The sequence below is a fragment of the Kribbella sp. VKM Ac-2569 genome (genome assembly GCF_004216905.1).
Lineage (GTDB): Bacteria > Actinomycetota > Actinomycetes > Propionibacteriales > Kribbellaceae > Kribbella.
The window spans coordinates 2,032,168-2,055,631 of sequence record NZ_SGXJ01000001.1 but is presented as its reverse complement, the minus strand read 5'-3'; the positions used below and the strand labels follow the sequence as shown (position 1 = coordinate 2,055,631).

26 protein-coding genes and 1 pseudogene are annotated in these 23,464 nt (G+C 68.0%); 20 read left to right on the top strand and 7 right to left on the bottom strand.

Features of this window, described 5'->3' with window-relative positions; all coding sequences use genetic code 11:
- Positions 1-109: 109 nt before the first annotated feature.
- From EV649_RS09675 to EV649_RS09660, 4 genes are read left to right on the top strand one after another with little or no spacing between them, the layout of a single operon-like run.
- The gene (locus EV649_RS09675) at positions 110-751 is read left to right on the top strand and encodes a TetR/AcrR family transcriptional regulator (protein ID WP_241997928.1); all 642 of its coding nucleotides are present in this window, start codon (positions 110-112) and stop codon (positions 749-751) included.
- Between the two features lie 11 nt (positions 752-762).
- Positions 763-1,881 (top strand): FAD-dependent oxidoreductase, encoded by a 1,119-nt coding sequence (locus EV649_RS09670; RefSeq protein ID WP_198682371.1) that lies wholly within the window; start codon positions 763-765, stop codon positions 1,879-1,881.
- Positions 1,882-1,904: 23 nt separating this feature from the next.
- Positions 1,905-3,101, top strand: coding sequence for a cytochrome P450 (locus EV649_RS09665; protein ID WP_130382576.1), 1,197 nt, complete (start codon positions 1,905-1,907; stop codon positions 3,099-3,101).
- 11 nt (positions 3,102-3,112) lie between these two features.
- On the top strand, positions 3,113-3,307 hold the full coding sequence (locus EV649_RS09660) for a ferredoxin (RefSeq protein ID WP_130382574.1): 195 nt from the start codon (positions 3,113-3,115) through the stop codon (positions 3,305-3,307).
- On the opposite strand, the gene EV649_RS09655 is transcribed toward EV649_RS09660, so the two are convergent.
- Positions 3,308-4,084 (bottom strand): nucleoside-diphosphate sugar epimerase, encoded by a 777-nt coding sequence (locus EV649_RS09655; protein WP_241997927.1) that lies wholly within the window; start codon positions 4,082-4,084, stop codon positions 3,308-3,310.
- A 53-nt stretch (positions 4,085-4,137) separates the two neighbouring features.
- Here EV649_RS09655 and EV649_RS09650 point away from each other — a divergent pair, with 53 nt between their 5' ends.
- Positions 4,138-4,485 carry a VOC family protein gene (locus EV649_RS09650; RefSeq protein ID WP_130382570.1) on the top strand — a complete coding sequence of 116 codons (348 nt, stop codon included), beginning with the start codon at positions 4,138-4,140 and terminating at the stop codon, positions 4,483-4,485.
- Positions 4,475-5,599, top strand: a complete 1,125-nt coding sequence (locus EV649_RS09645; protein WP_130382568.1) for an epoxide hydrolase family protein — start codon at positions 4,475-4,477, stop codon at positions 5,597-5,599. The genes EV649_RS09650 and EV649_RS09645 overlap by 11 nt, the downstream gene beginning before the upstream one ends.
- Before the next feature lie 78 nt (positions 5,600-5,677).
- Here EV649_RS09645 and EV649_RS41990 read toward each other — a convergent pair.
- Positions 5,678-5,914 (bottom strand): annotated as a pseudogene (locus tag EV649_RS41990) (GNAT family N-acetyltransferase); the annotation flags it as partial.
- Between the two features lie 215 nt (positions 5,915-6,129).
- Here EV649_RS41990 and EV649_RS09635 point away from each other — a divergent pair.
- Positions 6,130-6,621: a helix-turn-helix domain-containing protein gene (locus tag EV649_RS09635; RefSeq protein WP_130382566.1), complete on the top strand. Its 492-nt coding sequence runs from the start codon at positions 6,130-6,132 to the stop codon at positions 6,619-6,621.
- Here EV649_RS09635 and EV649_RS09630 read toward each other — a convergent pair.
- Positions 6,618-7,496, bottom strand: a complete 879-nt coding sequence (locus EV649_RS09630; protein WP_241997926.1) for a helix-turn-helix transcriptional regulator — start codon at positions 7,494-7,496, stop codon at positions 6,618-6,620. The two genes, EV649_RS09635 and EV649_RS09630, sit on opposite strands and share 4 nt — an antisense overlap.
- 162 nt (positions 7,497-7,658) lie before the next feature.
- Here EV649_RS09630 and EV649_RS09625 point away from each other — a divergent pair, with 162 nt between their 5' ends.
- Entirely contained in the window at positions 7,659-8,489 is an 831-nt protein-coding gene (locus tag EV649_RS09625; RefSeq protein WP_130382564.1) for an SAM-dependent methyltransferase, read from the top strand.
- A gap of 63 nt (positions 8,490-8,552) precedes the next feature.
- Here the strand turns inward: EV649_RS09625 and EV649_RS09620 are convergent, their stop codons facing one another.
- Positions 8,553-9,629 (bottom strand): ricin-type beta-trefoil lectin domain protein, encoded by a 1,077-nt coding sequence (locus EV649_RS09620; RefSeq protein ID WP_130382562.1) that lies wholly within the window; start codon positions 9,627-9,629, stop codon positions 8,553-8,555.
- 165 nt (positions 9,630-9,794) lie between these two features.
- On the opposite strand from EV649_RS09620, the gene EV649_RS09615 reads away from it, so the two are divergent.
- A complete protein-coding gene (locus EV649_RS09615; RefSeq protein WP_130382560.1) occupies positions 9,795-10,979 on the top strand; it encodes an MFS transporter in 1,185 nt (394 codons plus the stop codon).
- On the opposite strand, the gene EV649_RS09610 is transcribed toward EV649_RS09615, so the two are convergent.
- Complete coding sequence (locus EV649_RS09610) at positions 10,976-11,545, bottom strand: XRE family transcriptional regulator (protein ID WP_241997925.1); 570 nt, start codon at positions 11,543-11,545, stop codon at positions 10,976-10,978. The genes EV649_RS09615 and EV649_RS09610 overlap by 4 nt on opposite strands.
- A gap of 54 nt (positions 11,546-11,599) precedes the next feature.
- Here EV649_RS09610 and EV649_RS09605 point away from each other — a divergent pair, with 54 nt between their 5' ends.
- From EV649_RS09605 to EV649_RS09580, 6 genes are read left to right on the top strand one after another with little or no spacing between them, the layout of a single operon-like run.
- Positions 11,600-12,292 carry an AzlC family ABC transporter permease gene (locus EV649_RS09605; protein WP_130382558.1) on the top strand — a complete coding sequence of 231 codons (693 nt, stop codon included), beginning with the start codon at positions 11,600-11,602 and terminating at the stop codon, positions 12,290-12,292.
- Entirely contained in the window at positions 12,285-12,608 is a 324-nt protein-coding gene (locus EV649_RS09600) for an AzlD domain-containing protein (protein ID WP_130382556.1), read from the top strand. Before EV649_RS09605 ends, EV649_RS09600 begins: the two co-directional genes overlap by 8 nt.
- Positions 12,609-12,639: 31 nt before the next feature.
- Complete coding sequence (locus EV649_RS09595) at positions 12,640-13,317, top strand: hypothetical protein (RefSeq protein WP_130382554.1); 678 nt, start codon at positions 12,640-12,642, stop codon at positions 13,315-13,317.
- A gap of 3 nt (positions 13,318-13,320) precedes the next feature.
- Entirely contained in the window at positions 13,321-14,022 is a 702-nt protein-coding gene (locus EV649_RS09590) for a tyrosine-protein phosphatase (protein ID WP_130382552.1), read from the top strand.
- 42 nt (positions 14,023-14,064) lie between these two features.
- On the top strand, positions 14,065-14,940 hold the full coding sequence (locus tag EV649_RS09585; protein WP_130382550.1) for an ABC transporter permease: 876 nt from the start codon (positions 14,065-14,067) through the stop codon (positions 14,938-14,940).
- Positions 14,933-15,694, top strand: a complete 762-nt coding sequence (locus tag EV649_RS09580) for an ABC transporter ATP-binding protein (protein WP_198682370.1) — start codon at positions 14,933-14,935, stop codon at positions 15,692-15,694. Before EV649_RS09585 ends, EV649_RS09580 begins: the two co-directional genes overlap by 8 nt.
- Here the strand turns inward: EV649_RS09580 and EV649_RS09575 are convergent.
- Both EV649_RS09575 and EV649_RS09570 read right to left on the bottom strand, forming a co-directional pair.
- A complete protein-coding gene (locus EV649_RS09575) occupies positions 15,691-16,689 on the bottom strand; it encodes a glycosyltransferase family 2 protein (RefSeq protein ID WP_198682468.1) in 999 nt (332 codons plus the stop codon). The genes EV649_RS09580 and EV649_RS09575 overlap by 4 nt on opposite strands.
- Positions 16,690-16,701: 12 nt before the next feature.
- A complete protein-coding gene (locus tag EV649_RS09570; RefSeq protein WP_130382544.1) occupies positions 16,702-18,195 on the bottom strand; it encodes an LCP family protein in 1,494 nt (497 codons plus the stop codon).
- Between the two features lie 262 nt (positions 18,196-18,457).
- On the opposite strand from EV649_RS09570, the gene EV649_RS09565 reads away from it, so the two are divergent.
- The 5 genes from EV649_RS09565 to EV649_RS09545 all read left to right on the top strand — a co-directional run bounded on the left by EV649_RS09565 (position 18,458) and on the right by EV649_RS09545 (position 23,456).
- Positions 18,458-19,291, top strand: a complete 834-nt coding sequence (locus EV649_RS09565) for a serine protease (RefSeq protein ID WP_130382542.1) — start codon at positions 18,458-18,460, stop codon at positions 19,289-19,291.
- A 75-nt stretch (positions 19,292-19,366) separates the two neighbouring features.
- Complete coding sequence (locus tag EV649_RS09560; protein WP_130382540.1) at positions 19,367-21,463, top strand: spermidine synthase; 2,097 nt, start codon at positions 19,367-19,369, stop codon at positions 21,461-21,463.
- Entirely contained in the window at positions 21,460-22,092 is a 633-nt protein-coding gene (locus EV649_RS09555; protein ID WP_157996212.1) for a class I SAM-dependent methyltransferase, read from the top strand. The genes EV649_RS09560 and EV649_RS09555 overlap by 4 nt, the downstream gene beginning before the upstream one ends.
- A 61-nt stretch (positions 22,093-22,153) precedes the next feature.
- Positions 22,154-23,107 (top strand): UDP-glucose 4-epimerase GalE, encoded by a 954-nt coding sequence (gene galE, locus EV649_RS09550; RefSeq protein ID WP_130382536.1) that lies wholly within the window; start codon positions 22,154-22,156, stop codon positions 23,105-23,107.
- Between the two features lie 25 nt (positions 23,108-23,132).
- Positions 23,133-23,456, top strand: a complete 324-nt coding sequence (locus EV649_RS09545; protein WP_130382534.1) for a hypothetical protein — start codon at positions 23,133-23,135, stop codon at positions 23,454-23,456.
- Positions 23,457-23,464 lie beyond the last annotated feature (8 nt).

The following is a 23,464-nucleotide window of genomic DNA, read 5'->3' as shown; positions in this document are numbered from 1 at the left end:
AGGCAGTTGACTTAAACAAGCCGGCGAGGGAAGCTGGAGGAGAAACCACGCGGAGGTGATGGCCTGTGACCGATAGTGATCAGCTCGTAAGGGTGATCTGGTGATGATGATGGCGAAAGACGTGCGAGCGGTCCGGGTCAATGCGACTCGCGAGCTGATCCTGACCACGGCGGAGCGGATGTTCGCCGAGCGCGGTGTGCACGAGGTGTCGAACCGGCAGATCAGCGAGGCGGCCGGTCAGGGCAACAACACCGCGGTCGGGTACCACTTCGGGACCAAGACCGATCTGGTGCGCGCGATCGTCCGCAAGCACGCGGAGCCGGTCGAGGCGCGGCGCCGGGAGCTGCTCGCGGAGCTCGGCGCCGAACCGGACGTGCGCGACTGGGTCACGGTCCTGGTCCGATCGGCGACTGATCACATGGGCAGCCTGGGTACGCCGTGTTGGCTCGCGCGGTTCAGTGCGCAGCTGATGAACGACCCGGCGCTGCGTGAGATCCAGCTCCAGGAGTCGCGGACCTCGCCGTCGCTGCAGCGGGTCGTCGATGGTCTCGCCGAGCGTCTCGCGGAGCTGCCGCCGCCGGTGCGGATCGAGCGCGGCGACATGGCTCGGCATCTGATCATCCAGATGACGGCCGAGTTCGAGCTCGCGCTCGCCGAGGGCAGACCGACCGCGCGGGCGACGTGGGAGGAGATGGCCGACGGCCTGATCGACGGCATCGTGGGGCTGCTGACCGCACCGGTCACCTCGTGAGTGTGCTTGTGGTGGGTGCCTCAGCGGCCGGGTTGACGACCGTGGAGGCCCTTCGGCGTAAGGGTTTCCGTGAACCGATCACGGTGCTCGGGGCCGAGTGGCATCCGCCGTACGACCGGCCGCCGTTGTCCAAGCAGTTCTTGTGCGGCGACTGGGATGAGGCGCGAACGCGGCTGCCTCCGGAGGCGATGTTGTCGGCGCTGGAGGCCGACTTCGTGCTCGGCGATCCCGCGGTCGCCCTCGACGGTCGCACCGTCCGGACCGCGTCGGGACGTGTGCTGTCGGCCGACACAGTGGTCATCGCTACTGGTCTCACTCCGCGCCGTCTGCCTGGCCCGGAGCTTGAGGGCCTGCATGTACTGCGGACACTCGACGACGCGGCCGCCCTGCGTAAGGATCTCGTCGAGGCTCAGCGTGTGGTGGTCGTCGGCGACGGCGTACTCGGCTGCGAGATCGCCGCGACCGCCCGGAAGCTGGGCCTGCCTGTCACGATGGCCGGCCCACAGGCAGTACCGCTGGAGGGCCAGCTCGGTCCAATGGTTGGTGGACTGCTCGCTGAGCTGCACAGGTCCGAAGGTGTTGAGCTTCGTCTCGGTACGGCGGTGACCGGGCTGACGGACGTCGACGGCCGGGTGAGCGGCGTACAACTGGCTGATGGCGACGTACTGCCTGCGGACGTCGTAGTCGTGGCGCTAGGTGCAGTGCCGACGACCGATTGGCTGGAAGGAAGCGGCCTTCGGATCGACAACGGCGTGGTGTGTGACGCCTACTGTCGTGCGGCGGACGGGGTCTACGCAGCGGGGGACGTGGCGCGCTGGCCGCACGAGGATTCCCTGCTCCGGTTGGAGAATCGGACCAACGCCACCGAGCAGGCGCTGTGCGTCGCGGCCAACATCCTGGGCGAGACGCAGCCGTACCGCCCGATCCCGTACTTCTGGACCGACCAGTTCAGCACCAAGATCCAGGTCCACGGCCGGCCGTCCGCCGACGCCGACGTGACGATTGCTGAAGGCAACGTTGCGGACCGGTTCGTGGCCCACTACCGCCGGGACGGCCGGATCGTCGGCGTCCTCGGCTGGAACGCACCGAAACAGACCCGCCAGCACCGGGAGCACCTGGTGCAGGCGTAAGACCTCTCTGGGGAAGGACTTGTATGACTACTCCTGTCTATCCGATGACCCGGGCAACAGGTTGCCCGTTCGATCCGCCGCCGAAGCTCCGCGAACTGCAGGAGGAGGCGCCGCTGGTCAAGGTCGACGTCTTCGGCAAGGCAGCCTGGCTGGTGACGCGGTACGACGACCAGCGCACGCTGCTCGCGGATCCGCGACTGAGCTCCGACGTCACCAAACCCGGGTACCCGAGCCCGACCGGCGAGCCGCCGCGCAAGGACGGCGTCGGCATCGGGTTCATCCTGATGGACGACCCGGAGCACGCGCGGCTGCGGCGGATGGTGACCGCGCCGTTCATGATCAAGCGCATCGAGGCGATGCGTCCCGGCATCCAGAAGCTCGTGGACTCGTTGATCGACGACCTGCTGGCCGGACCGAACCCGGTCGATCTGGTCGAGGCGTTCGCGCTGCCGGTGCCGTCGCTGGTGAACTGCCAGTTGCTTGGGGTGCCGTACGCCGAGCACGACTTCTTCCAGCAGAACAGCAAGATGCTGATCAAGATGTCGGCGACGCCCGAGGAACGTGCGGCGGCGCACGGCAACCTCGCGTCGTACCTGGACAACCTGGTGGGCGAGAAGCTCGAGAATCCCGGCGACGACTTGCTGTCCGGGTTGACCGAGCGAGTCAAGACCGGCGAGCTGACCCGGCAGGACGCGGCCGGGATGGGCGTTCTGCTGCTCCTTGCGGGGCATGAGACCACCGCGAACATGATTGCCCTCGGCACCCTCGCGTTGCTGGAGCACCCGGAGCAGCTCGCCGTACTGCAGGAAACGGACGACCCGAAGGTGGTCGCCGGCGCCGTCGAGGAGCTGCTGCGGTACCTGAACATCACCCACAGCGGCCGGCGGCGCGCGGTGCTCGAGAACCTCGAGCTGCACGGGCAGGTGATCAAGGCCGGTGACGGGATCATCTTCCCGAACGACATCGGCAACCGGGACCCGTCGGTGTTCGAGGACCCGGACACGCTGGATCTGCACCGGGACGCGCGGCGGCACGTGGCGTTCGGGTTCGGCGTACATCAATGCCTCGGGCAACCGTTGGCGCGGTTGGAGCTGCAGGTCGTCTACAGCACGCTCTACCGCCGGATACCGACGCTGCGCCGGGCCGCTCCGCTCGACGAGATCCCGTTCAAGCACGACGGCGCCGTGTACGGCGTCTACTCGCTCCCCGTCACTTGGTGAAAGGCCGATCCATGAAGATCATCGTCGACCAGGACAAGTGCGTCGCGTCCGGCCAGTGCGTCACCGCGGCCGCCGACGTCTTCGACCAACGTGACGAGGACGGCATCGTCGTCCTCCTCACCGACAACCCGCCAGACGACCTCGCCGCCGACGTCCACCAGGCAGCAGCCGTCTGCCCCGCGCTAGCGATCCTCGTCGAGGACTGATCAGCCGAAGGCCGCGCGGTTTCGGTCGGTCCAGGTGCGGAAGGTGCGTGCGGGTTGGCCGGTGAGGTCTTGGACGGTTGTGGTGACAAGGTCGGAGGCGGGGCGGTTCTGGGCACTGCCGATGAGCGCCTCGACGAGCGCCGGCGGGCGGCCGTCCGCGAGCAGTTGTGCTCGCGCGTCGTCGAACGGTGTCGCGTCGAACGTCAGCTCGCGGCCGAGCGCTTCGCCGAGGATTCGCACCTGATCGGCCCGGCTGAGTACGTCGGGACCGGTCAGCGTGTGGGTGGTGCCGGGCTGCGAATCACGCAGTACGGCGGCAGCGACCGCGGCGATGTCCGCGGGGTCGATCGCCGCGGTGGCGGCGCTGTCCGGCCCGCGTACGACGTCGCCGGCACGGAGTTGCGCCGCCCAGCCGAGTGCGTTGGACGCGAATGTGTCCGCGCGCAAGATCGTCCACTCCAGCCCGGACGCCTGCACGGCCGTCTCCAGATCGGCATGCAATCGCGTGATCGGATCCGTGTCAGCCCCGAACCGGACTGCCGACGACGAGAGATAGACGACCCGCCGCGCAGACTCCGCGATCTTGCCGAGCACCGCACTCGCACCGTCGGACGTGAGAAACGGCCACACCAGGAAGACGGAGTCGACGCCCTCCAGATCGAGCGTCTCGGGCCGGGCGAGATCGGCGCCCGAGGAGCGGTCAAGAGTGCGGGCGTCCGGCAGCAATGCCGCAAGTTCACGCCCGACGTTGCCTGTCGCGCCAGTCAAGAGGATCACTCTCTCGGCAACCTGCCCCGGCATTGTCGGTATTCCCGGCTACAGTGCTGAAGATGATCAACGGAGCGCATGTGATCATCTACACCACCGACGCAGAAGCGGACCGCGCCTTCTTCCGGGACGTGCTGGAGTACCCGTCCGTTGACGCGGGCCACGGATGGCTGATCTTCAAGCTCCCGCCCGCCGAGGTCGCGATGCATCCGGCGGCGGCCGGCGCGCACGAGCTGTTGCTGATGTGCGACAACCTCGAGCAGACGATGGCAGACCTGTCGGCGCGCGGCGTGGAGTTCGTGCGACCGGTCGAGCGGCAGCAGTGGGGTGTGCTGACGGCGTTCCGGTTGCCGGGCGGAGGCGAGGTCGGGTTGTACGAGCCGCTGCACGAGCGGGCGCATGATCTCTGAGTTCCGGATCGCGGTGCCGGACGCGGAGCTTGCTGATCTGCGGGATCGGTTGGAGCGGGTTCGTTGGGCTCGGCAACTACCTGGGGACGGGTGGGAGCGCGGGGTGCCGGTCGGTTATTTGCGGCGGGTGGTCGAGCGGTGGGCGACGTACGACTGGCGAGCCTGGGAGGCGCGGCTCAACGAGTATCCGCAGTACACGACCGACATCGACGGGCAGACGATTCACTTCCTGCACGTGCGATCGGCCGAGCCGGATGCGTTGCCGTTGGTGCTCACGCACGGGTGGCCGGGGTCCGTGGCCGAGTTCCTGGAGGTGCTCGGGCCGTTGACCGATCCGGCGGCGTACGGCGGGGATCCGCGCGATGCGTTCCACGTTGTCGCGCCGTCCGTGCCGGGGCACGGGTTCTCGGTGCCGTTGACATCCGGCTGGAATCACGCACGGATCGCTGGCGCGTGGGCGGAGCTGATGCGTCGCCTGGGGTACGAGCGGTACGGCGCACAAGGCGGTGACACGGGATCGGTCGTCTCGCCCCTTGTGGGGCAGGTGGATCCGGCGCACGTGGTCGGCGTACACATCAATGGGGGACTGGCGTATCCGGCGCTCGAACCGGGAGATCGCGAGCAATTGAACGACGTCGAGCGTGAGCGGCTCGCGGCGGCCGATCGGTTGCGTGCGGTCGGGACCGGGTACGCCGAGTTGCAGGGGACTCGGCCGCAGACGGTGTCGTTCGGGCTGAGTGACTCGCCGGTCGGGCAGCTGGCGTGGATTCTGGAGAAGTTCTGGGAGTGGACCGACCCGGACCGCGAACTGCCCGAGGACGCGATCGATCTCGACCACCTGCTGACGGACGTCTCGATCTACTGGTTCACCAACACCAGCGCGACGTCCGCCAACCTGTACTACGAGAATCGGCAGACCGCCGACGAGCTCATGCCGGGTGTGCCGACAGGCGTCGCAGTCTTCCCAACCGATCCAGCGATCCGGCGCGTACTAGAACGCCGACATCAGATCGTCCACTGGTCGGAGTTCACCCGAGGAGGCCACTTCGCCGCCCTCGAAGCTCCCGACCTCCTCGTAGACGACATCCGAACGTTCTACCGCCTGGTCCGCTAGGCGGGCTGGGGCGACGAAGGCCAGTAGGGCGCCGTCGCGTTCCACTGTTGCGTCCGGCCAGCGGCGGCGGACCATTCGGAGCGAGCGGTCGTTGGCGGCGCTGACCACGAACAGGAAGTGCGTCGCGCCGGCCGCGATCGCGTCGGCGGCGGCGATGGACAGCATCCGGATCCCGAGGCCGCGGCGCTGGTCGTCCTCGGCGATCACGGCCGCGAGTTCGGCGGTCGACTCGCCGGGGGCCCAGGCCCACATCGCGTGGCCGACGATCGTCTCGTCGCGGGTTGCGACGAAGGCGGCGCCGGTCGGGCACAGCATCCGCAGCAGCAACGCCTCGCGTGGCGGCGTACCGATCGCGGTCTGGAACCGGAAGTAGCGGCTGAGGTCCGTCAGCCCGGACAACATCCTCGCCAGCTCGTCCGCGTCGGGTTCGCCGGCGCGGCGGACGAGTGGCGGTCTCGTCTGAGTCTGGTTCACGGATTCAGCCTGGCTCCACTTGGCTGAGTCTGTCAAGCGGACTTATCATGGTTCACATGAGTACGGCAGTGAGCGAACAGCGGCCGGAGGCGATGAACTGGTCCACGGAGAACTGCACGATCTCCCGGACGATGGACATCCTCGGCGACAAGTGGACTTTTCACGTCCTGCGCGAGGTCTTCGTCGGCGTCCGCCGGTTCGAGGACATCCGGGCGCGGGCCGGCGTCCCGCGGCAGGTCCTCACCGAGCGGCTCGCCGCCTTGATCGAGCGCGGTCTGATCCGCCGGCACCCGTATCGCCTGCCCGGCCAGCGCGAACGCTCGGAGTACCGGTTGACCCAGGCGGGGCTCGACCTCTACCCGGTGCTGGTGGCAATGATCCAGTGGGCCGACCAGTACCTGCCACTCGACTCCGGCCCGCCGATCGAGCCGCGCCACCGTGGCGACTGCGGCGAGCGCGTCACGGTCGTCATGCAGTGCGAGGCCGGCCACGAGCCGACCCCACGCGAAGTTGTCCTCCGCCCCGGGCCGGGCGCGCAACCGCGTTAGCGGTCGAGGTCCTCGATCGCCTTGCGGAGAATCGACTCGGTCTCGCGGGGCTGGGACGCGGTGATCGACACGGCGTCCATGGTGACGACGTACGTGTCCAGCTCCTCGCGCTTGTCGAGATAGACCGCGCTGGTCAGATGCTCGATGTAGACGATGTCCGGAAGGTCGGCGTCGTTGAACCGGAGCAGCGTGAACGCGCCGCCGGTCGCGGTGTATCCGCCCTTGTCGAACGGGATGATCTGCAGCGTCACGTTGTGCCGGCGCGCCGACTCGATCAGGAACTCCAGCTGGGCCCTGAGGATGTCGCGGCTGCCGATCGGACGGCGCAGTACCGCCTCGTCGATCACCGCCCACAGGCGCGCGGGTCGTTGCCGCGTCAACACTTCCTGGCGGCTCATTCGCAACGAAACAAGGCGATCCTGCTCGGCCCGCGACAACGGCTGGTCCTGCCGGCCGAGTTGTACGACGGACCGCGCGTAGTCCGGCGTCTGCAGCAATCCCGGAACGAACTGCAGCTCGAACGTACGAATCAGATCGGCCGCCATCTCCAGACCGAGGTAGGAGTGAAACCACTGCGGCGTCAGGTCGTCGTACCGTTGCCACCAGCCCGGGTTGTTCGCGTCGCGGGCCAGGGTCAGCAGCCGGTCGCGTTCCTCGCCGTCCTCGAGTTTGTACAGCGTCAGCAGGTCGTCGACGTCACGCACCTTGAACCCGACCCGGCCGAGCTCGAGACGGCTGATCTTGGACTCCGAGCCGCGGATCGCCCAGCCCGCATCGGTGCGGGTGACGCCCGCGCCCTCACGGAGTCGGCGCAGGTGTACCCCCAGCATGATGCGCAGGGCGGTCGGGCCGCCGTACGCGCCCGGCTCGGTCACCTCTTGCCTCCCAGCAGATGCGTCCCCGGTACCAACAGCTGATCATTTCACAACGGATCGTAATCTCGTGCACGCCGACGCGCCTACGCGATGTGTTCACGACACCCTACGGTCAGTAGAGTCGGTTGCACAGATTCCGATCACTCTCTGCGAGGTCCACTGATGGTCGATGCCAGCAAGGCGCCCAGTTCGATCCCGGTCGGCGTGGACACCTCCCGGGCCAGTATCGCCCGGGTGTACGACGCCTTCTTGGGCGGCAAGGACAACTTCGAGGTCGACCGCGAGGTACTGCGCGGGGTCCAGGCCGCCGCGCCGCAGGCCCAGGACCTGGCCTGGTCGAACCGGAACTTCCTGATCCGCGCCTGCCGCTTCCTGGCCGGCCAGGCGGGTATCACGCAGTACCTCGACTGCGGGTCCGGTCTGCCGACCGCCGAGAACACCCACCAGGTCGTGCAGCGGATCCAGCCCGAGGCCAAGGTGCTCTACATCGACAACGACCCGGTGGTGCTCGCGCACGGCCGCGCGCTGCTGGAGGAGAACGAGAACACGCTGTTCGTCAGCGCCGACATCTTCGACCCGGACGAGGTGCTGAGCCTCCCCGAGGTGCGCGAGTTCCTCGACTTCAGCGAGCCGATGGCCGTGATCCAGAACGGCACGCTGCACCACTACATCGGCACCGAAGGTGCGCAGATCATGCAGAAGTACGTCGACGCGGTGGTGCCCGGGTCGTACACGGTGGTTTCGCACTTCTTCGACCCGGAGACTCCGGAACACTCCGAGGTCGCCCGGAAGATGGAGGAGAAGTTCATCCACAGCCCGATGGGCAGCGGTAGGTTCCGCACCCGGAAGGAGCTGATGGAGTTCTTCCCGGACCAGGAGCTGGTCGCCCCGGGCCTGGTGCTCTGCGACGACTGGTGGCCGGACGGTCCGCGGCTCAAGCCGCTGAACCAGGTCGAGGAGTGCATCGTCGGCGCGGTCGGCCGCAAGCTCTAGAAAGGCATCTGACCGTACGTCGCGACGCCCGGGACCACTGCGGTCCCGGGCGTCGTGCTGTTCTCAGACCGTCCAGCGTTGCGCCGCCGAGTTGTTGCAGGTAGCAACAGTCAGGGCGTTGCCCAGGGCACCTGGTGCGGTGAGGCAGCGGCCGCTGGACCGGATCGTGCCGTCGCCGGGCAGCGTCCATTGCTGGTTCGTGCCGCCGTGGCAGCTGTAGAGGATCACCGTGCCGGCTTGCGTGGCGCTCGCGTCGAGGCAGCTGAACAGGGCGTGGAACGTGGAGTTCTCCGCGTGCACCCAGTTCTGGTTGTTGCCGCCGGTGCAGGTGTACAGCAGGATCGTCGTACCGTCCGAGCCGGAGACGTCCAGGCAGCCGCCGCTGCCGCGGATGTCACCTGAGTCCGAGTTGCCGATGCCGTTCTCCTGGACGGCGGTCGATCCGTTCAGCGTGACCTGGCTGTCCGCGGCGCAGCCGCTGCTCTCCGAGGTGCCAGTGAAGTGCGCTGTGAGGCTGCCGCTGGTCGGTGCGCTCATCGTCAGCTTCGAGTAGGGCTCGTCGTCGCAGGTGGCCTTGTCGTTGTTCCAGTCGAAGTACTCGGTCCAGCTGACCATTTCCGACGTACTGATCGTGTTCCCGGAGCCGGTTTGGAGGCTGCCGAGCTTGAACGACGTACCGGCGGTGAGGTCGCGGACCGTGACGCCGTACCAGCCGCTGCCCTCGCTCGCGACGGCGAACGTGTAGGTGTGGCCGGCCGCCGGGGCCTGGTCGAGGCGGCAACTGCCGCCGGTGCCGTCCTCCTGGAACTGGATGCAGTAGGTGCCTGCGTCTCCGGCCTTCCAGGCGGTGGAGTTCCAGAGTGAGTACAAGAACATGCCGCCGCCGTCGCGGTGCGTCTGCATGCCGGTGTACCCGCCGACGTCGCCGCCGGTGAACCCGAACTGGTTGGCCCAGTAGACGTTCGCGCGGCCGGGGGAGGCGTTGATCGTCATCTTGAACTCAGCCTGGGTGAGCGAGGCGGTGTCGAACGTGTAGTTGACGTAAGTGCCGGGGGTGACGCCGACGGCGGACGCACTACCGGGAACGAGGGCGGCGGCGAGGCCGAGTAGGGCGCACAGCAGTAAGGACTTGAGTCTCATCGGGACTGCTACCTCCAAGCGAAGTGGGCGGGACTTCGTCAGAGAGCTCTCAGAAGCGATGATGCGCAGAACTGCGCGCGGATGTCCAGAGCTGATCAGTTAACGTTACAGATGCTCGGAAACGATCGTCGTTTGCGGTGGTAGCGGGCGGGTACCGCGAACGGGATGACCGGAACAGCCGAACGGATCCGAACGAGCCGTCGTGGGCCGTTCCTGGTAGTGGCCGCAGCGTTGTTCGTGCTGCTGCTGGACGGGAACCTGCCGACGCCGCTGTACGGCGTGTATCGGGAGCGATTCGGCTTCTCCGGGACCGAGCTGACGCTGATCTTCGCCGTGTACATGGCGGTCCTGGTCCCGTCGCTGATCGTCTTCGGCCAGTTGTCGGACCAGATCGGGCGGAAACGGGTGCTGCTCGGCGGGCTGGGTCTCGGCGCCGTCGGACTGATCGTGCTCGCGGCGGCCCAGAACACCGTGTGGCTCTTTGCCGGCCGGATCGCCGCAGGTATCGCTCTGGGTGCCACCGCAGGAACCGCGGCCGCGGCCCTCGTGGAGCTCGAACCGGACGACGATCGTGGCAAGGCGGCGCTGGCCACCGTGCTCGCACAAAGTGGCGGTAGCGCGGCCGGACCGCTGGTGGCCGGTGTCCTTGCGGGATGGGCGCCGGCGCCACGCCAACTGCCGTACGGCGTGGGACTCGTGCTCACCGTGGTGACCGCGATCGCTGTTTCGCGGCTGCCGAGCGAGCCGGTCGGTGGCCGCTGGCGCCCGCAGCGTCCGTCGGTCCCGTCCGAGATCCGGGCCGACTTCGCCCGGGCGAGCCTGAGCGCTGCGACCGTCTGGGCGACCGGTGGACTCTTCCTGTCCGTCGTTCCGTCGTACACCGCGCAACTGCTGCACACCCACAACCTGGCGTTGCTGGGAACAGTCTCGGCGATGATGCTGGCCGCGGCCTGCGCCGTGCAGGCGGTCTCCGTCCGGGTGCAACTGTCACCGCGCCGAGCTCAGCCTGCCGGTCTGCTGTCGCTCGTCGTCGGCCTGTCCGCGCTTGTCGCCGCATTCCCGGCGAAGTCGCTCGCGCTGGTTGTCGTCGCCGCGGTGTTCGCAGGCGCCGGACTGGGGCTGACGTACTTCGGTGCGCAGGCCGAGGTCAATCACCTCGCTCCGAGTGGGCGGCGTGGTGAGCTGACCGCGGCCTTCCTGACGTGCGTGTACCTCGGCGTGGCCGCGACCGCCATCTCGACGGGCTTGCTGAGTGACGCCTACTCGCTGCCGACCGCGATCGCCGTGGCGTCGGCCGTGGCCGGGACGACCGCGCTGCTTGCCCTCGGGTGGCAGTTGAAGCGGCGCTAGACGTGCTCGGAAACGAGCGTGGCCGTCGTGCCTTCCTCGAGGGCCTGGAAGATGTGGGGGAGGTCGCCCGGATAGGCGATGTAGTCGCCGGGGTTGAGTTCGACCGGGTCGTCGAGCGGGCCGACCAGGGCTCGGCCGGAGCCGAGGATGACGTGTTCGACGACGCCGGGCATGTGCGGCTCGGACTTCCGGCCGGGGCCGGGGGCGACGACGATGCGGTAGATGTCGCGGCGCGCGTTCGGCGGGCTCGAGGCGACCAGCGTGGCGCTGTAGTCGGCCTGGTCGGAGTAGATCGCCGGGCCCTCGCCGGCGCGGATGACCTGGACCTTCGGGCGGGGCGGGTCGAGCAGCGCGGCGAACGGGGTGTCGAGTGCTACGGCCAGCGCCCACAGGGTTTCGACGCTCGGGTTGCCGGTGCCTGACTCGAGCTGGGACAGCGTGGACTTGGCGACGCCGGCGCGTTTCGCGACTTCGGTCAAGGACAGTCCGGCGCGGGCCCGGTGCCGGCGCAGGGAGGTCGCGATCACGTCGAGTGGTGCCTTGGTGTCCATTGTTGTTCGCTCCATCGGTCTGATCGTTCGGCTTGACGAACGAGCGGTGCGGTGTTCATCATAATGCCCATGCGTTCGATCTGGCGAACACTCGATCGGGGACTCGCCCGCGACATCGGCCTGGTCTGCCTGGCCGACAGCGTCGTCGGGCTGTCGTACGGCGCGATCAGCGTCGGTGGCGGGCTGCCGTTGTGGGTGCCGATCCTGTTGTCGATCGTGGTCTTCGCCGGTGCGTCGCAGTTCCTGTTCGTCGGGATCGTCGCGGCCGGCGGGAGCCCGATCGCGGCGATGGCCGCGGGGCTGCTGGTGAACACCCGGCACATCGCGTTCGGGCTGGCGGTCAGCGACGTGATCGGCAGCGGCTGGCGGCGCTGGCCGGGCAGTCACCTGATGACCGACGAGAACGTCGCGTTCGCGATGGGACAGGACGAGCTGAAGCAGCGGCGGGCGGCGTACTGGGCCGGCGGGATCGGCATCTTCGTCTGCTGGAACATCGGGGTCGTGATCGGTGGACTGGCCGGCTCGGTGATCACCGACACCGACGTCTTCGGACTGGACGCGGCGTTCCCCGCGGTGCTGCTGGCGCTGGTCCTGCCCGCTCTCCGGGATCGATCGACACGTACGGCGGCGCTCGCCGGCGTGGTGATTGCCTTGATCGCAACGCCGTTCCTGCCGGCCGGTCTGCCGGTGCTGCTCGCACTCGCCGGCATGCTGTTCTACCGCGCCGGGAAGCCCGCATTGGAGGACGCGCAGAATGAATAACACTCCACTGGTGCTGGTCGCGATCGGGGTGCTTGCTGTCGGCACCTTTTCGATGCGGATCGCGGGACCGGCGTTGCGGAGCCGGTTCGAGATGCCGGAGCGCGCGCAGCAGTTTCTCGCCGCGGCCGCGATCGTCCTGCTGACCGCGCTGGTCGCCACGTCCGCACTGACCGAGGGCCACGGCCCGGCGGGTATCGCACGTCCGGCAGGCGTCCTCTTCGGCGGCATCCTCGCCTGGCGCAAGGCCCCGTTCGTACTGGTGGTCGTTGCCGCCGCCGCAACCGCAGCAGGCTTGAGACTCCTCGGCGTTCCTTAGTCCCGGTCCTGCTAGCGGATACCGTGCGGGTATGACGATGTATCCCCCTCCGCCCGCGGCGCCCAAGAAGTCGATCCTGCCGAAGATCGGCATCGCCTGTTTCGTCGTCGGCGCGATCGTGGTCGGGTTCTTCGTGTGGCGGATCGTCGTGACCGCGCCGCGGACGCCGCAGCCGATCGAGGGCGGGGTCGTCCACCTGAAGAAGGAAGGGCTGACGATCTACGCGTCGATCCCGGTGCTGAACCCGCCGTGCGAGGTGCAGGACCCGAACGGCAACGACGTACCGATCAAGCCGCCGAGCGGGTCGGAGACGATCACGATCAACGGCGAGAGCTGGTACGTCGTCGCGCGGTCGACGCAGACCGTGCCGGCCGGGGACTACAGCATCTCGTGCACCGACGACGAGACCAGCGCGACCTACTCGGCCGGACCGAAGTCGTCCGTCTTCGCGTTCGTCCTGTCGATCCTCGGCACTGTGTTCTCGTTCCTGATCTTCCTCGGCCTCGGCATCACGTTCCTGACCGTCGGGGCAGTCAAGAAGCGCCGGCGCAACCGGCCTCCAAACACCTTCCCCGGCCAGCCAGGTGCCCCCGGCAACTACCCGTACCCGCCGGTGCCCCCGCAGCAGAACCACACCTTCCCGGCGCCCCCGCCGTACAACCCGGGCCCGAACCCGGACCGCCCGCAGAACCGCCCACAGGACAGGTGAACGATGGATCTCGACTGGCCCGGATGCCGCAACGTTCGCGACGTGGGCGGCCTGCCGACCGCTGACGGCCGCGCCGTGCGCGAGGGCGTGCTGATCCGGGCGGACAGCCTGCAGTACCTGAACGCGGACGGCGTCGAGGCGGTACGTCGGTCCGGGGTGAGCCGGATCCTGGACCTGCGCGGTGACGGCGAGGTCGCGATCGCGCCGACGCCGTTCACGGGTACGCCGTTGGCGGTTCGGCAGTCGCTGGTGGATCCGGCGGACCCCGACCATGGGCAGCCGACGATCATCGCTGCGTGCACGTGGATGCTGGACAAGAGGCCGGAGCTGTTCGCGGCCGCGGTGAAGGCGATCGCGGACGAGCCGGACGGCGCCGTCGTCGTGCACTGCCACGGCGGCAAGGATCGCACCGGCATGATCGTCGCGCTGGCGCTGAGCGTGGCCGGCGTACCCGAGGACGAGATCGTTGCCGACTACTACCTCACGCAGTCGCGGCTCGCGCGGTGGCTGGAGGAGCAGCTCGCCGAGGAACCAGACGTCGCGAAGCACCCGGAGATGCTCGAGTTCCGGGACACCCGGGCCGAGTCGATCATCGCGATCCTGCGGCATCTGGACGAGAACTACGGCGGACCCGAGGCATACCTGCGGCACGGTGGTCTGACCGAGGAGGACCTGAACAAGCTGAGAGCCCGCTTAGTGGCCTGACCTGCGTCACCGGCAGGTCACGCAGCGCAGTACATTGGCGCAATGCCAACCGCAGAGACCGATCCCGCGGCGTTGGCGCGACGGTACGGGCTCTCCAAGAGTTCCGTCCGCCCACCGCTTGGCTCGTATCTGCGCGAGTTGTGGAGCCGTCGCCAGTTCGTCGTCAGCTACGCCGCCGCCCGCACGTACGCGATGTACGCCGGGGCCCGCCTCGGGTCGATCTGGCAGGTGCTGACACCGCTGCTGAACGCGGCGGTCTACTACCTGGCCTTCGGTGTCCTGCTTGGCACGAAGAACGGGATCGACAACTACGTCGCGTTCCTGCTCAGCGGGATCTTCGTGTTCACGTTCACGCAGCGCTGCATGACCGAAGGCTCGCGATCACTCGCGCTGAACCTGTCGCTGATCCGCACCCTGCACTTCCCGCGCGCGACCCTCCCGCTCGCCTACGTGCTGAACGAGCTGAACCAGATGCTGGTGTCGCTCGGCATCCTGTTCGTGGTCGTCGGATTCACCGACGGACCCGCGTGGAGTTGGCTGCTCGTGGTACCGGCGATGCTGCTGCAGGTCATGTTCAACATCGGGATCACGCTGGTCTTCGCGCGGATCGGGACGTTCGTCTCGGACATCACGCAGCTGCTGCCGTTCGTCACCCGCACCTGGTTGTACGCGTCCGGGATCTTCTTCTCGCTGCCGGCCAAGCTGAACCAGGTCGACGCGCCGGGCTGGGTGATCCAGGTGCTCGCGTTCAACCCGATCTCGGCGTACATCGACATCATCCGGCGGTCGCTGCTCGAGGAGCACGAACCGAACCAGCTGCCGCACGCCTGGTCGATCGCGATCGTCTGGTCGTTCGTGATGCTGGCCGCCGGATTCTGGTACTTCTGGCAGGCGGAGGACCGCTATGGCCGTGGCTGATTCTGGGGCTGAACCGACGGTCATCGCCGACCGGTTGGACATCATCTACAAGGTGATCGCCGGCCAGGGCGGCAAGGGTACGGCGGCGACCGCGCTGCGCCGGATCGTGAAGCGCCAGGACCGGCCGACGATCCGCGAGGTGCACGCGGTCAAGAACGTCAGCTTCACGGCCTACAAGGGCGACGCGATCGGCGTGATCGGGCGCAACGGCTCCGGGAAGTCGACGATGCTGCGCGCGATCGCTGGCCTGCTGCCGCCCGCTTCCGGGGCCGTCTACACCGGCGGCCGGCCGTCGCTGCTCGGCGTCAACGCGGCGATGATGAACGACCTCACGGGCGACCGCAACGTCGTCCTCGGCTGCCTGGCGATGGGCATGTCCGCGGCCGAGATCCAGCGCCGGTACGACGAGATCGTCGACTTCTCCGGCATCGGCGACTTCATCGACCTGCCGATGTCGACGTACTCCTCCGGGATGGCGGCCCGGTTGAAGTTCGCGATCGCGTCCGCGAAGACGCACGACATCCTGCTGGTCGACGAGGCGCTGGCGACCGGTGACGCCGAGTTCCGGGTCCGGTCGGAACGGAAGATCAAGGAGCTCCGCGACCAGGCCGGCACGGTGTTCCTGGTCAGCCACAGCCTGGACGTGGTGCAGGAGACCTGCAACCGCGCCCTCTGGCTGGACGCCGGCGTACTGAAGCTCGACGGCCCCGTCGACGAAGTCGTGGCCGCCTACGTCAAGTCCACCCGCGGTTAGACGGCCTTCGGGTTCTCTCGGAGGCCGATGAGGAAGCCGAGGCCCCAGGAGACGTGCATGGTGGCGCAGACCAGCGGGAGCCAGGCGAGGGCCTTCCACGGCAGGTAGCGGCCTTCGACGGCGGATCCGACCAGCAGCAGTACGGCGTACCCGAGCGGTGCCAGGAAGCCGAGGTCCAGCCAGCTGATGCCGGTGGCCAGGCCGATGATGCCGAGGATGGTGCCGACGGCCAGCGCGATGACCGCGACCGGTGGTGCCAGGTACCGCTTGCTGGCGGTCTCCGGGTGCCGGCGGACCACCTCGCGGCGCCACTGGCCTGTGTGGAAGAACTGCTTCGCCACCGCGGACAGCGAGGACCGCGGCCGGTACGTGACGGACAGGTCCGGGCTGAACCAGATCAGGCCGCCGGTCTTGCGGATCCGGTAGTTCAGCTCCCAGTCCTGGGCCCGGTGCATGGTCTCGTCGAACCCGCCGACCCGCTCCAGCGCGGCCCGCTTGAACACCCCGAGGTAGACGGTGTCGGCCGGGCCGGCCTTGCCGCCCTGGTGGAACGTCGACGCGCCCAGCCCCAGCCGGGAGCGGTACGCGCAGGCGACCGCCATCTCGGTCGGGGTCCGGCCCTCGGCGGCCATCACGCCGCCCACGTTGTCCGCGCCGCTCTCCTCCAGCACCTCGACCGCGCGGGTGATGTACCCGTCGGTGAGCGCGCCGTGCCCGTCGACCCGGACCAGGATGTCGTGCTTGGCGTGCGCGATGCCGACGTTCAGCGCGGCCGGCGTCTTGCCGGTCGGGTTCGGCACGATGCTGATCCGGTGGTCCTTCTCGGCCAGCTTGTCCGCGATCTCCTGGGTCCGGTCCTTGCTCGGACCGATCGCGAGGACGACCTCCAGGTTGCCGGGGTAGTCCTGCTCGAGGACGCGGCCGACCGCCTCCTCGAGATGGCGTTCCTCGTTCAGCACGGGCATCACGACGGACACGGGTGGCCAGTGGGACAGCGGCATATCAGGTCAGGCCTTACAGATCGATGCGACGTCGTCGACGCCAGCGGCGGGTGTGGTCGGTGAGGTGCTCGGCTTCTTCGTACTCGGCTTCTTCGTGGTGCTGGTGGTCGGGGCCGGACTGGACTTGCTGGTGCTGCTACGCGGAGTGCTCGAAGTCTTACCGTCTCCTCCCGAGCCGTCCTTGTCCAGCGATTCGGACTTCGCGATCGTCTCCGCGACCTTGGTCCGGATCAGTGCGAAGTCCGGGTCGCCGGTGTGGATCAACGGCGGGACCGCGGAGAAGCTTGACACCGGCAGCTTCTTCGCGTCCAGCGCGAGATCCGTGAAAGTGCCCAGTTCACCCGCCGGAATGTTGGTCTTGACCACCTGTTTGCTGGCCGAGGCGATGCCCTGGAACTTGGTCAGCACCGTCTGCGGTGACAGCTGGTTCAGCATCGCGGACATCACGCACTTCTGCCGCGCCATCCGCTCGTAGTCCGACGACTCGGCTCGGGAGCGGGCGAACCAGAGCGCGTGGTACCCGTCCAGGTGCTGGTTCTTGCCGGCCTCGATGTAGCCCTTGATCGGCGAGCTGCCGCCGCCGATCGGGACCCGCTTGCCGATGTCCAGGGTGATACCGCCGACCGCGTTCAGCAGGTCGCGGAAGCCGGCCAGGTCGATCAGCACGTAGTAGTTGAGCTTCAGCCCGGTGACGGCCTCGATGGCCTGCATGGTCGCGGTCTCACCGGGGTTCGCGTCGCCGGGGAACAGGTTCTTGTGGTTGGCGGCGTACGTGTAGACCGCGTTCAGCAGGCACTCGGCGGCGCATTTGTTCCACTTGAAGCCCTCGGGGAACTGTTTCGCCATCGCCGTACCGGCCGGGAACGGAACCTTGGCCAGGTTCCGCGGGAGGCCGATCAGGACCGTCCGGCCGGTGTCCGCGTCGATACTCGCCACCGTCATGCTGTCCGGCCGGGTGCCGATCCGGTCCGAACCGGAGTCGCCGCCCATCAGCAGCACGTTGTAGCGGCCCTTGTCGGCCTTCGACTTCTGCCCGTTGCCGAACACGCTGGCGACGAAGTCGCGCTGGGTGTTCACGATCACGCTGGCGTAGATCAGGGCGCCGACGACGACGACGATCAGGACGCCGTCCATGATGCTGGTCATCAGGCGGTGGTTCCGCTCCAGCGTCAGCGGCTGACCGAGCCGGTACGCGTCCACGAACAGCGCCGCCCAGCCGATCGCGAGCAGGATCAGCAGCACCTGGACGATCCGCAGCGTGCCCGGGCGGGCCAGGATGTTGATCGTGCCGGACCGCCAGATCAGGCCCAGAATCACGAAGAAGATCACGATCGCGACCAGGCCGGCGACCACCCGCCAGACCCAGCGGCCGGCCTTCCGGGAGCCCGCGACGATCTGCGCCGATCCGGGCAGGACCAGCGTCATCAGCAACAGCGTCAGCGCCCGCTTGAACCGGACCGGCTCGCGGAGGTTGCGCAGGTCTGGTGTCTCCTGCGGCATGACGTCCTTCCGTTCTCATCCGGGCGGCGGGCTGCTGCCGACCGTACCTTGTCGTTCCTCGTCACCAGGTACGACGTGCCGGGGTCGGCGATGGTTCGAGACCGGGCGGATCCGGAAACGAAGAGTAGCAGTCCTGACACGGAGCGCAGGAAAACCCCTGCGATGACCCTGTGGACAGCCGGTTTCACGCAACTGTGATGGTGACCGGCCGGGGGATGGGTTACGAAGTGCTGCAAGCACAAACAGTGAGGAAACCGCCCCCATGAAACTGTTCCGTACGCTCCTGGCCGCCACAGCGGTCGCGACGACATCCCTGCTCGGCACCAGCTCCGCCCAAGCGGCGGCACCCGGCGCCGACTTCACCGGCATCGCCGCGCTCAGCAACTGCTCCGCGTCGCTCGTCCGGTACGCCGAATCGGTTGCCACCGACAAGGCGCTCGTCCTCACCAACGGGCACTGCTACGAGGGCGGGTTCCTGCAGCCCGGCCAGGTCCTGGTGAACAAGACGTCGACGCGCTCGATCACGCTGCTCAACCCGGACTCCAGCCGGGCCGGGACGGTCCGCGCCGCGAAGATCCTGTTCGGCACGATGACCAAGACCGACATGATCGTGTACGAGGTCAACGAGTCCTACGCGTCGATCAAGAGCCGCCTGAACGTGTCCCCGTTGACGCTGGCCAAGCAGGGTCCCGCGGACGGCGCCGGCATGGCCGTGGTGTCCGGGTACTGGAAGCGGATCTACACCTGCTCGGTGCAGGCGACGATCCCGCAGCTCCGCGAGGGCGACTGGACCTGGCAGAACTCGATCAAGTACCAGCAGCCCGGCTGCGAGACGATCGGCGGTACGTCGGGATCGCCGGTGGTCAGCACCTCGACCGGTGAGGTGATCGGCATCAACAACACCGGGAACGAGGACGGCGAGCAGTGCACGGTCAACAACCCGTGCGAGGTGGACGCCGACGGCAACGTCACCGTCGAGCAAGGCGCGGCGTACGGCCAGCAGACCTGGTGGCTGTACACCTGCCTGACCGCGAACCGGACCATCGACCTGAACAAGTCCGGCTGCGAGCTCCCGAAGCCGGCCCGCCGTCACTGACCGCAATTTGAACAGAAAGTAACGATGCCTGCGGGGTGACGCAGTGCACTTCGATATCCGGTAACGTCGCCCCGCATGGCAGTCGACTCCGCTACTGATCCCGTCGTCACGACCGGTTGGCCGAGCCCGTTCGGTGTTCGGACACGGTTGGTCGCGTCCAGCGCGCTGATGCTGTTCGTCGAGCTCGCGCTGATCCGCTGGACCGGGTCCAACGTCGTCCATCTCAGTTACTTCTCGAACTTCGTGCTGCTCGGCTCGTTCCTCGGGATCGGGATCGGCGTACTGCGCTCCGGCCGGGCGAAACGGCTGCCGTACTACTCACCGATCATGCTGGGCCTGCTGGTCCTGGTGATCGCGTGGAAGCCGGTCACGGTCAACCGCGGCAGCTCGTCGAGCGTCATCTACTTCACGAGCCTGAACACCACCGGCCCGCCGGTCTGGGTGATCCTGCCGATCATCTTCGTCGCGGCCGCCGTGGTGCTGGCCGGTCCCGCCGAGCTGGTCGGCCGTTGTTTCGCGGAGCTTCCGCGACTGACGGCGTACCGCTTCGACCTGGTCGGATCGCTGATCGGGATCGTCACGTTCACCGGGCTGTCCTTCCTGGGCGCGCCGCCGATCTGGTGGGGGCTCATCGTCACGGTCGTGTTCGCGGTGCTGATGATCCCACGGTCTGCCGGAATCTCCGGGCTGTCCGGCCGGCGGGCGGTCGCTACCGGGCTGAGTGCCGCGATGGTGCTGGCGCCGCTGCTGGTGATGCTCGGCGTGCTGTTCAAGGAGTCGACCAAGTCCGACAACAGTTGGTCGCCGTACTACAAGGTGCAGACGAAGAAGACCACCTGGGAGGGTGTGCCGCTGCTGACCATCACGGTCAACGGCGTACCGCACCAGCAGGCGATCCCGGCCGACGCGCGCCTGCAGTGGGAGCCGCAGTACGGGCTGCCGTACGAGCGGGCGAACGCCGGTAAGGCGCCGAAGAACGTGCTGATCATCGGTGCCGGCTCGGGCTCGGACGTGGCGATCGCGCTGAAGAAGGGCGCGCAGCACGTCGACGCGGTCGAGATCGACCCGCGGATCCGGGACCTCGGCAAGGCGCTGCACCCGGACCGGCCGTACCAGGACCCGCGGGTGAGCTCGCACATCGACGACGGGCGGGCGTTCCTGTCCCGGACGGACAAGAAGTACGACCTGATCCTGCTGGCGCTGCCGGACTCCCTGACGCTGGTCAACGGCGCGAGCTCGCTGCGGCTGGAGAGCTACCTGTTCACGCAGCAGGCGTTCGAGTCGGCGCGTGACCACCTGAACCCGGGTGGCGCGTTCGCGATGTACAACTACTACCGCGAGACGTGGCTGATCGATCGGCTCGCGTCGACGGCGCAGGCCGCGTTCGGGCACAAGCCCTGCGTGGACAAGATCGGCGACGGTCTGCAGCAGGCGGTCGTGACGGTCGGTCTGACCGAGCAGGACCAGGCGTGTTCCGCCGAGTGGCCCGGTGCGACCGCGGAGACGCCGCCGCCGGCCACGGACAACCGGCCGTTCCTCTACCTGTTCACGGACCGGATCCCTTCGCTCTACCTGATCACGCTCGGACTGGTCCTCGTCGCCGGTCTCGTCGGCGTCGGGATCGCCGGCGGCGGTGCGTCGTACAGGCGGATGCGCCCGTACGCGGACCTGTTCCTGCTCGGGGCCGGGTTCATGCTGCTGGAGACGAAGAGCATCACCGGGTTCGCGTTGCTGTTCGGTACGACGTGGGTCGTGAACGCGATCGTCTTCGCCGGCGTGCTGGTGGCGGTGCTCGCGGCGGTCGAAGTGACGAGGCGGTTCAAGACACCACCGATCAAGGTGATGTTCGCCGTGCTGTTCGGTGGGCTCGCGTTGTCGTGGGTGTTCCCGGACAGTTGGCTGCTGGGGATGCCGGTCGGGTTGCGGGCGCTGGTCGCGGTGCTGATCGCGTTCCTGCCGATCTTCGCGGCGAACGTGATCTTCGCGAAGCGGTTCACCGACACCGCCGACGGTACGGCGTCGTTCGGCGCGAACCTGCTCGGCGCGATGCTCGGCGGCTGCCTCGAGTACGCGGCCCTGATCATCGGCTTCCACGGCCTGCTGATCATCGCCGCCCTGCTGTACGTCGGAGCGTTCCTGCTCACGCCGAAGGTCAAAGCGCTCGCGAAGTGAGTGACCTGGGTAGCTACTACCGCAAGCGTGCCGGTGAGTACGACGCGGTGTACGAGAAGCCGGAACGGCAGGAGGACCTGGCTCGCCTGCGGGCCCTCCTGCCGCCGCTCGTCGCAGGTCGCTCGGTCCTGGAAGTTGCCGCTGGCACCGGTTACTGGACGACCGCGCTGGCGACCACCGCGGAGTCGATCGTCGCGACGGATCTGAACGACGAGACGCTCGCCGTTGCGCGGACACGGTCCTACGGTCCGGCCGACGTACGTTTCGAGACCGCGGATGCGTACGACCTGGGCGCGGTCCCGGGGCGCTTCGACGCGATCTTCGCGGGGTTCTTCTGGTCCCATGTCCTGCGCGCCGACGTACGCCGGTTCGCCGAGGGCCTGCTGGAGCGGGTGGAGCCGGGTGGTGTGGTGATCCTCGCGGACAACCGGTACGTGGAGGGCAGCAACTATCCGATCACCCGGACGACGGACGACGGCGATACCTACCAGACCCGGCAGTTGTCGGACGGGCGCACGTTCGAGGTGCTGAAGAACTTCCCGTCGCGGGAGGAGCTCGCAACGCAGGTCGCCCCGGCCGAGGTGGAGTGGACCGACTTGACTTATTTCTGGCTGGCAACTGTCTGCTAGTTGGTACAGGTTCGGCCCGTTTACGGGGTCCCGGCCAGATTCTGGTGGCAGGATCTGAGACATGACGTGGCTCGTGACTGGTGGTGCCGGATACATCGGGGCGCATGTGGTGCGCGCCTTCCGCAACGACGGGATCGACGTGGTCGTGATCGACGACCTGTCGAGCGGGAAGGCGGAGTTCGTCCCGGACGGGGTGCCGTTCGTGCAGGCGAACCTGCTCGACGGTACGGCGGTCCGCAAGGCGCTGGAGGGCGTCGTGGGCGTCGTACATCTCGCGGGATTCAAGTACGCCGGGGTTTCGGTGCAGCGGCCGCTGCACACGTACACGCAGAACGTGACGGCGATGGTGTCGCTGCTCGAAGCGATGGCGGACAAGGAGATCCGCAACCTCGTGTTCTCGTCCAGCGCCGGCGTCTACGGGACGCCGAAGGACGAGGTCGTCACCGAGGACACCGCGCCCGACCCGCAGTCGCCGTACGGCGAGTCGAAGCTGATCGGCGAGTGGCTGCTCCGCGACCAGGCGGCCGCGGCGGAACTGCACCACACCTCGCTGCGCTACTTCAACGTCGTGGGGTCCGGTGATCCGACGGTGTACGACGCGTCGCCGTACAACCTGTTCCCGATCGTCTGCGACCTGCTCACGCAGGGGAAGGTGCCGCAGATCTACGGCACCGACCACCCGACCCCGGACGGTACGTCGGTCAAGGACTACGTCCACGTCGCCGACCTGGCCCGTGCCCATGTCGCGGCCGCCCGCGCCCTCGAGTCCGGCAAGACCCTCGAACCCGTCTACAACCTGGGCAGCGGCACCGGTACGTCGGTCCGCGAGATCATGGACGCCGCCCGCCGGGTCACCGGAATCGACTTCACCCCCGCCGAAGGCCCCCGCCGCCCCGGCGACCCGTCCCGCGTCGTAGCCAACGGCGACCTGGCCACCCGCGACCTCGCCTGGCAGAACACGTTTTCCGTCGACGAAATGTTCGCAACGGCCTGGGAGGCCTGGCCGAAGAACTGACCCGGCCGACCGTCACACTCCATCCATGAGCGTGACGCCGGAGCCGCCCGTCGCGTGCGGATGCGGGCGGCCCGGGAAGCAGCCCTGGCGGAGTCGGGACACGTTGTGGAGCCCCGCTTCGGTGGTGGGCTGGCCGCTCTGGGTCCTACTCGGGGTCGGCTCGGTGCTCTGCGGCTGGACGATGTTCGGTGTTGTGCTGCTCGCGGTGCTGGGCGCGTTGATCCTCGGCAGCCTGGTGCTACAGGGCGTGCGTGGGCATCGTGGAAGGTGCTGGCTCGCCCGCGGCCTGTGGTTCGGTATCGCGGTGGCCGGGTTGCCCTTGCGGGTTGTCGGCGCGTTTGGCTTCTGAGCCTCAGG

What these genes read in the sequence shown, in the direction of transcription:
- EV649_RS09675 (WP_241997928.1), top strand. Translation starts at nt 110, where the DNA reads ATGGCGAAAGACGTGCGAGCGGTCCGGGTCAATGCGACTCGCGAGCTG.
- EV649_RS09545 (WP_130382534.1), top strand. Translation starts at nt 23,133, where the DNA reads ATGAGCGTGACGCCGGAGCCGCCCGTCGCGTGCGGATGCGGGCGGCCC.
- EV649_RS09660 (WP_130382574.1), top strand. Translation starts at nt 3,113, where the DNA reads ATGAAGATCATCGTCGACCAGGACAAGTGCGTCGCGTCCGGCCAGTGC.
- EV649_RS09605 (WP_130382558.1), top strand. Translation starts at nt 11,600, where the DNA reads ATGCGTTCGATCTGGCGAACACTCGATCGGGGACTCGCCCGCGACATC.
- EV649_RS09650 (WP_130382570.1), top strand. Translation starts at nt 4,138, where the DNA reads ATGATCAACGGAGCGCATGTGATCATCTACACCACCGACGCAGAAGCG.
- EV649_RS09620 (WP_130382562.1), bottom strand. Translation starts at nt 9,629, where the DNA reads ATGAGACTCAAGTCCTTACTGCTGTGCGCCCTACTCGGCCTCGCCGCC.
- galE (WP_130382536.1), top strand. Translation starts at nt 22,154, where the DNA reads ATGACGTGGCTCGTGACTGGTGGTGCCGGATACATCGGGGCGCATGTG.
- EV649_RS09625 (WP_130382564.1), top strand. Translation starts at nt 7,659, where the DNA reads ATGGTCGATGCCAGCAAGGCGCCCAGTTCGATCCCGGTCGGCGTGGAC.
- EV649_RS09645 (WP_130382568.1), top strand. Translation starts at nt 4,475, where the DNA reads ATGATCTCTGAGTTCCGGATCGCGGTGCCGGACGCGGAGCTTGCTGAT.
- EV649_RS09560 (WP_130382540.1), top strand. Translation starts at nt 19,367, where the DNA reads ATGGCAGTCGACTCCGCTACTGATCCCGTCGTCACGACCGGTTGGCCG.
- EV649_RS09595 (WP_130382554.1), top strand. Translation starts at nt 12,640, where the DNA reads ATGACGATGTATCCCCCTCCGCCCGCGGCGCCCAAGAAGTCGATCCTG.
- EV649_RS09600 (WP_130382556.1), top strand. Translation starts at nt 12,285, where the DNA reads ATGAATAACACTCCACTGGTGCTGGTCGCGATCGGGGTGCTTGCTGTC.
- EV649_RS09665 (WP_130382576.1), top strand. Translation starts at nt 1,905, where the DNA reads ATGACTACTCCTGTCTATCCGATGACCCGGGCAACAGGTTGCCCGTTC.
- EV649_RS09570 (WP_130382544.1), bottom strand. Translation starts at nt 18,195, where the DNA reads ATGCCGCAGGAGACACCAGACCTGCGCAACCTCCGCGAGCCGGTCCGG.
- EV649_RS09615 (WP_130382560.1), top strand. Translation starts at nt 9,795, where the DNA reads ATGACCGGAACAGCCGAACGGATCCGAACGAGCCGTCGTGGGCCGTTC.
- EV649_RS09610 (WP_241997925.1), bottom strand. Translation starts at nt 11,545, where the DNA reads ATGGAGCGAACAACAATGGACACCAAGGCACCACTCGACGTGATCGCG.
- EV649_RS09585 (WP_130382550.1), top strand. Translation starts at nt 14,065, where the DNA reads ATGCCAACCGCAGAGACCGATCCCGCGGCGTTGGCGCGACGGTACGGG.
- EV649_RS09590 (WP_130382552.1), top strand. Translation starts at nt 13,321, where the DNA reads ATGGATCTCGACTGGCCCGGATGCCGCAACGTTCGCGACGTGGGCGGC.
- EV649_RS09565 (WP_130382542.1), top strand. Translation starts at nt 18,458, where the DNA reads ATGAAACTGTTCCGTACGCTCCTGGCCGCCACAGCGGTCGCGACGACA.
- EV649_RS09635 (WP_130382566.1), top strand. Translation starts at nt 6,130, where the DNA reads ATGAGTACGGCAGTGAGCGAACAGCGGCCGGAGGCGATGAACTGGTCC.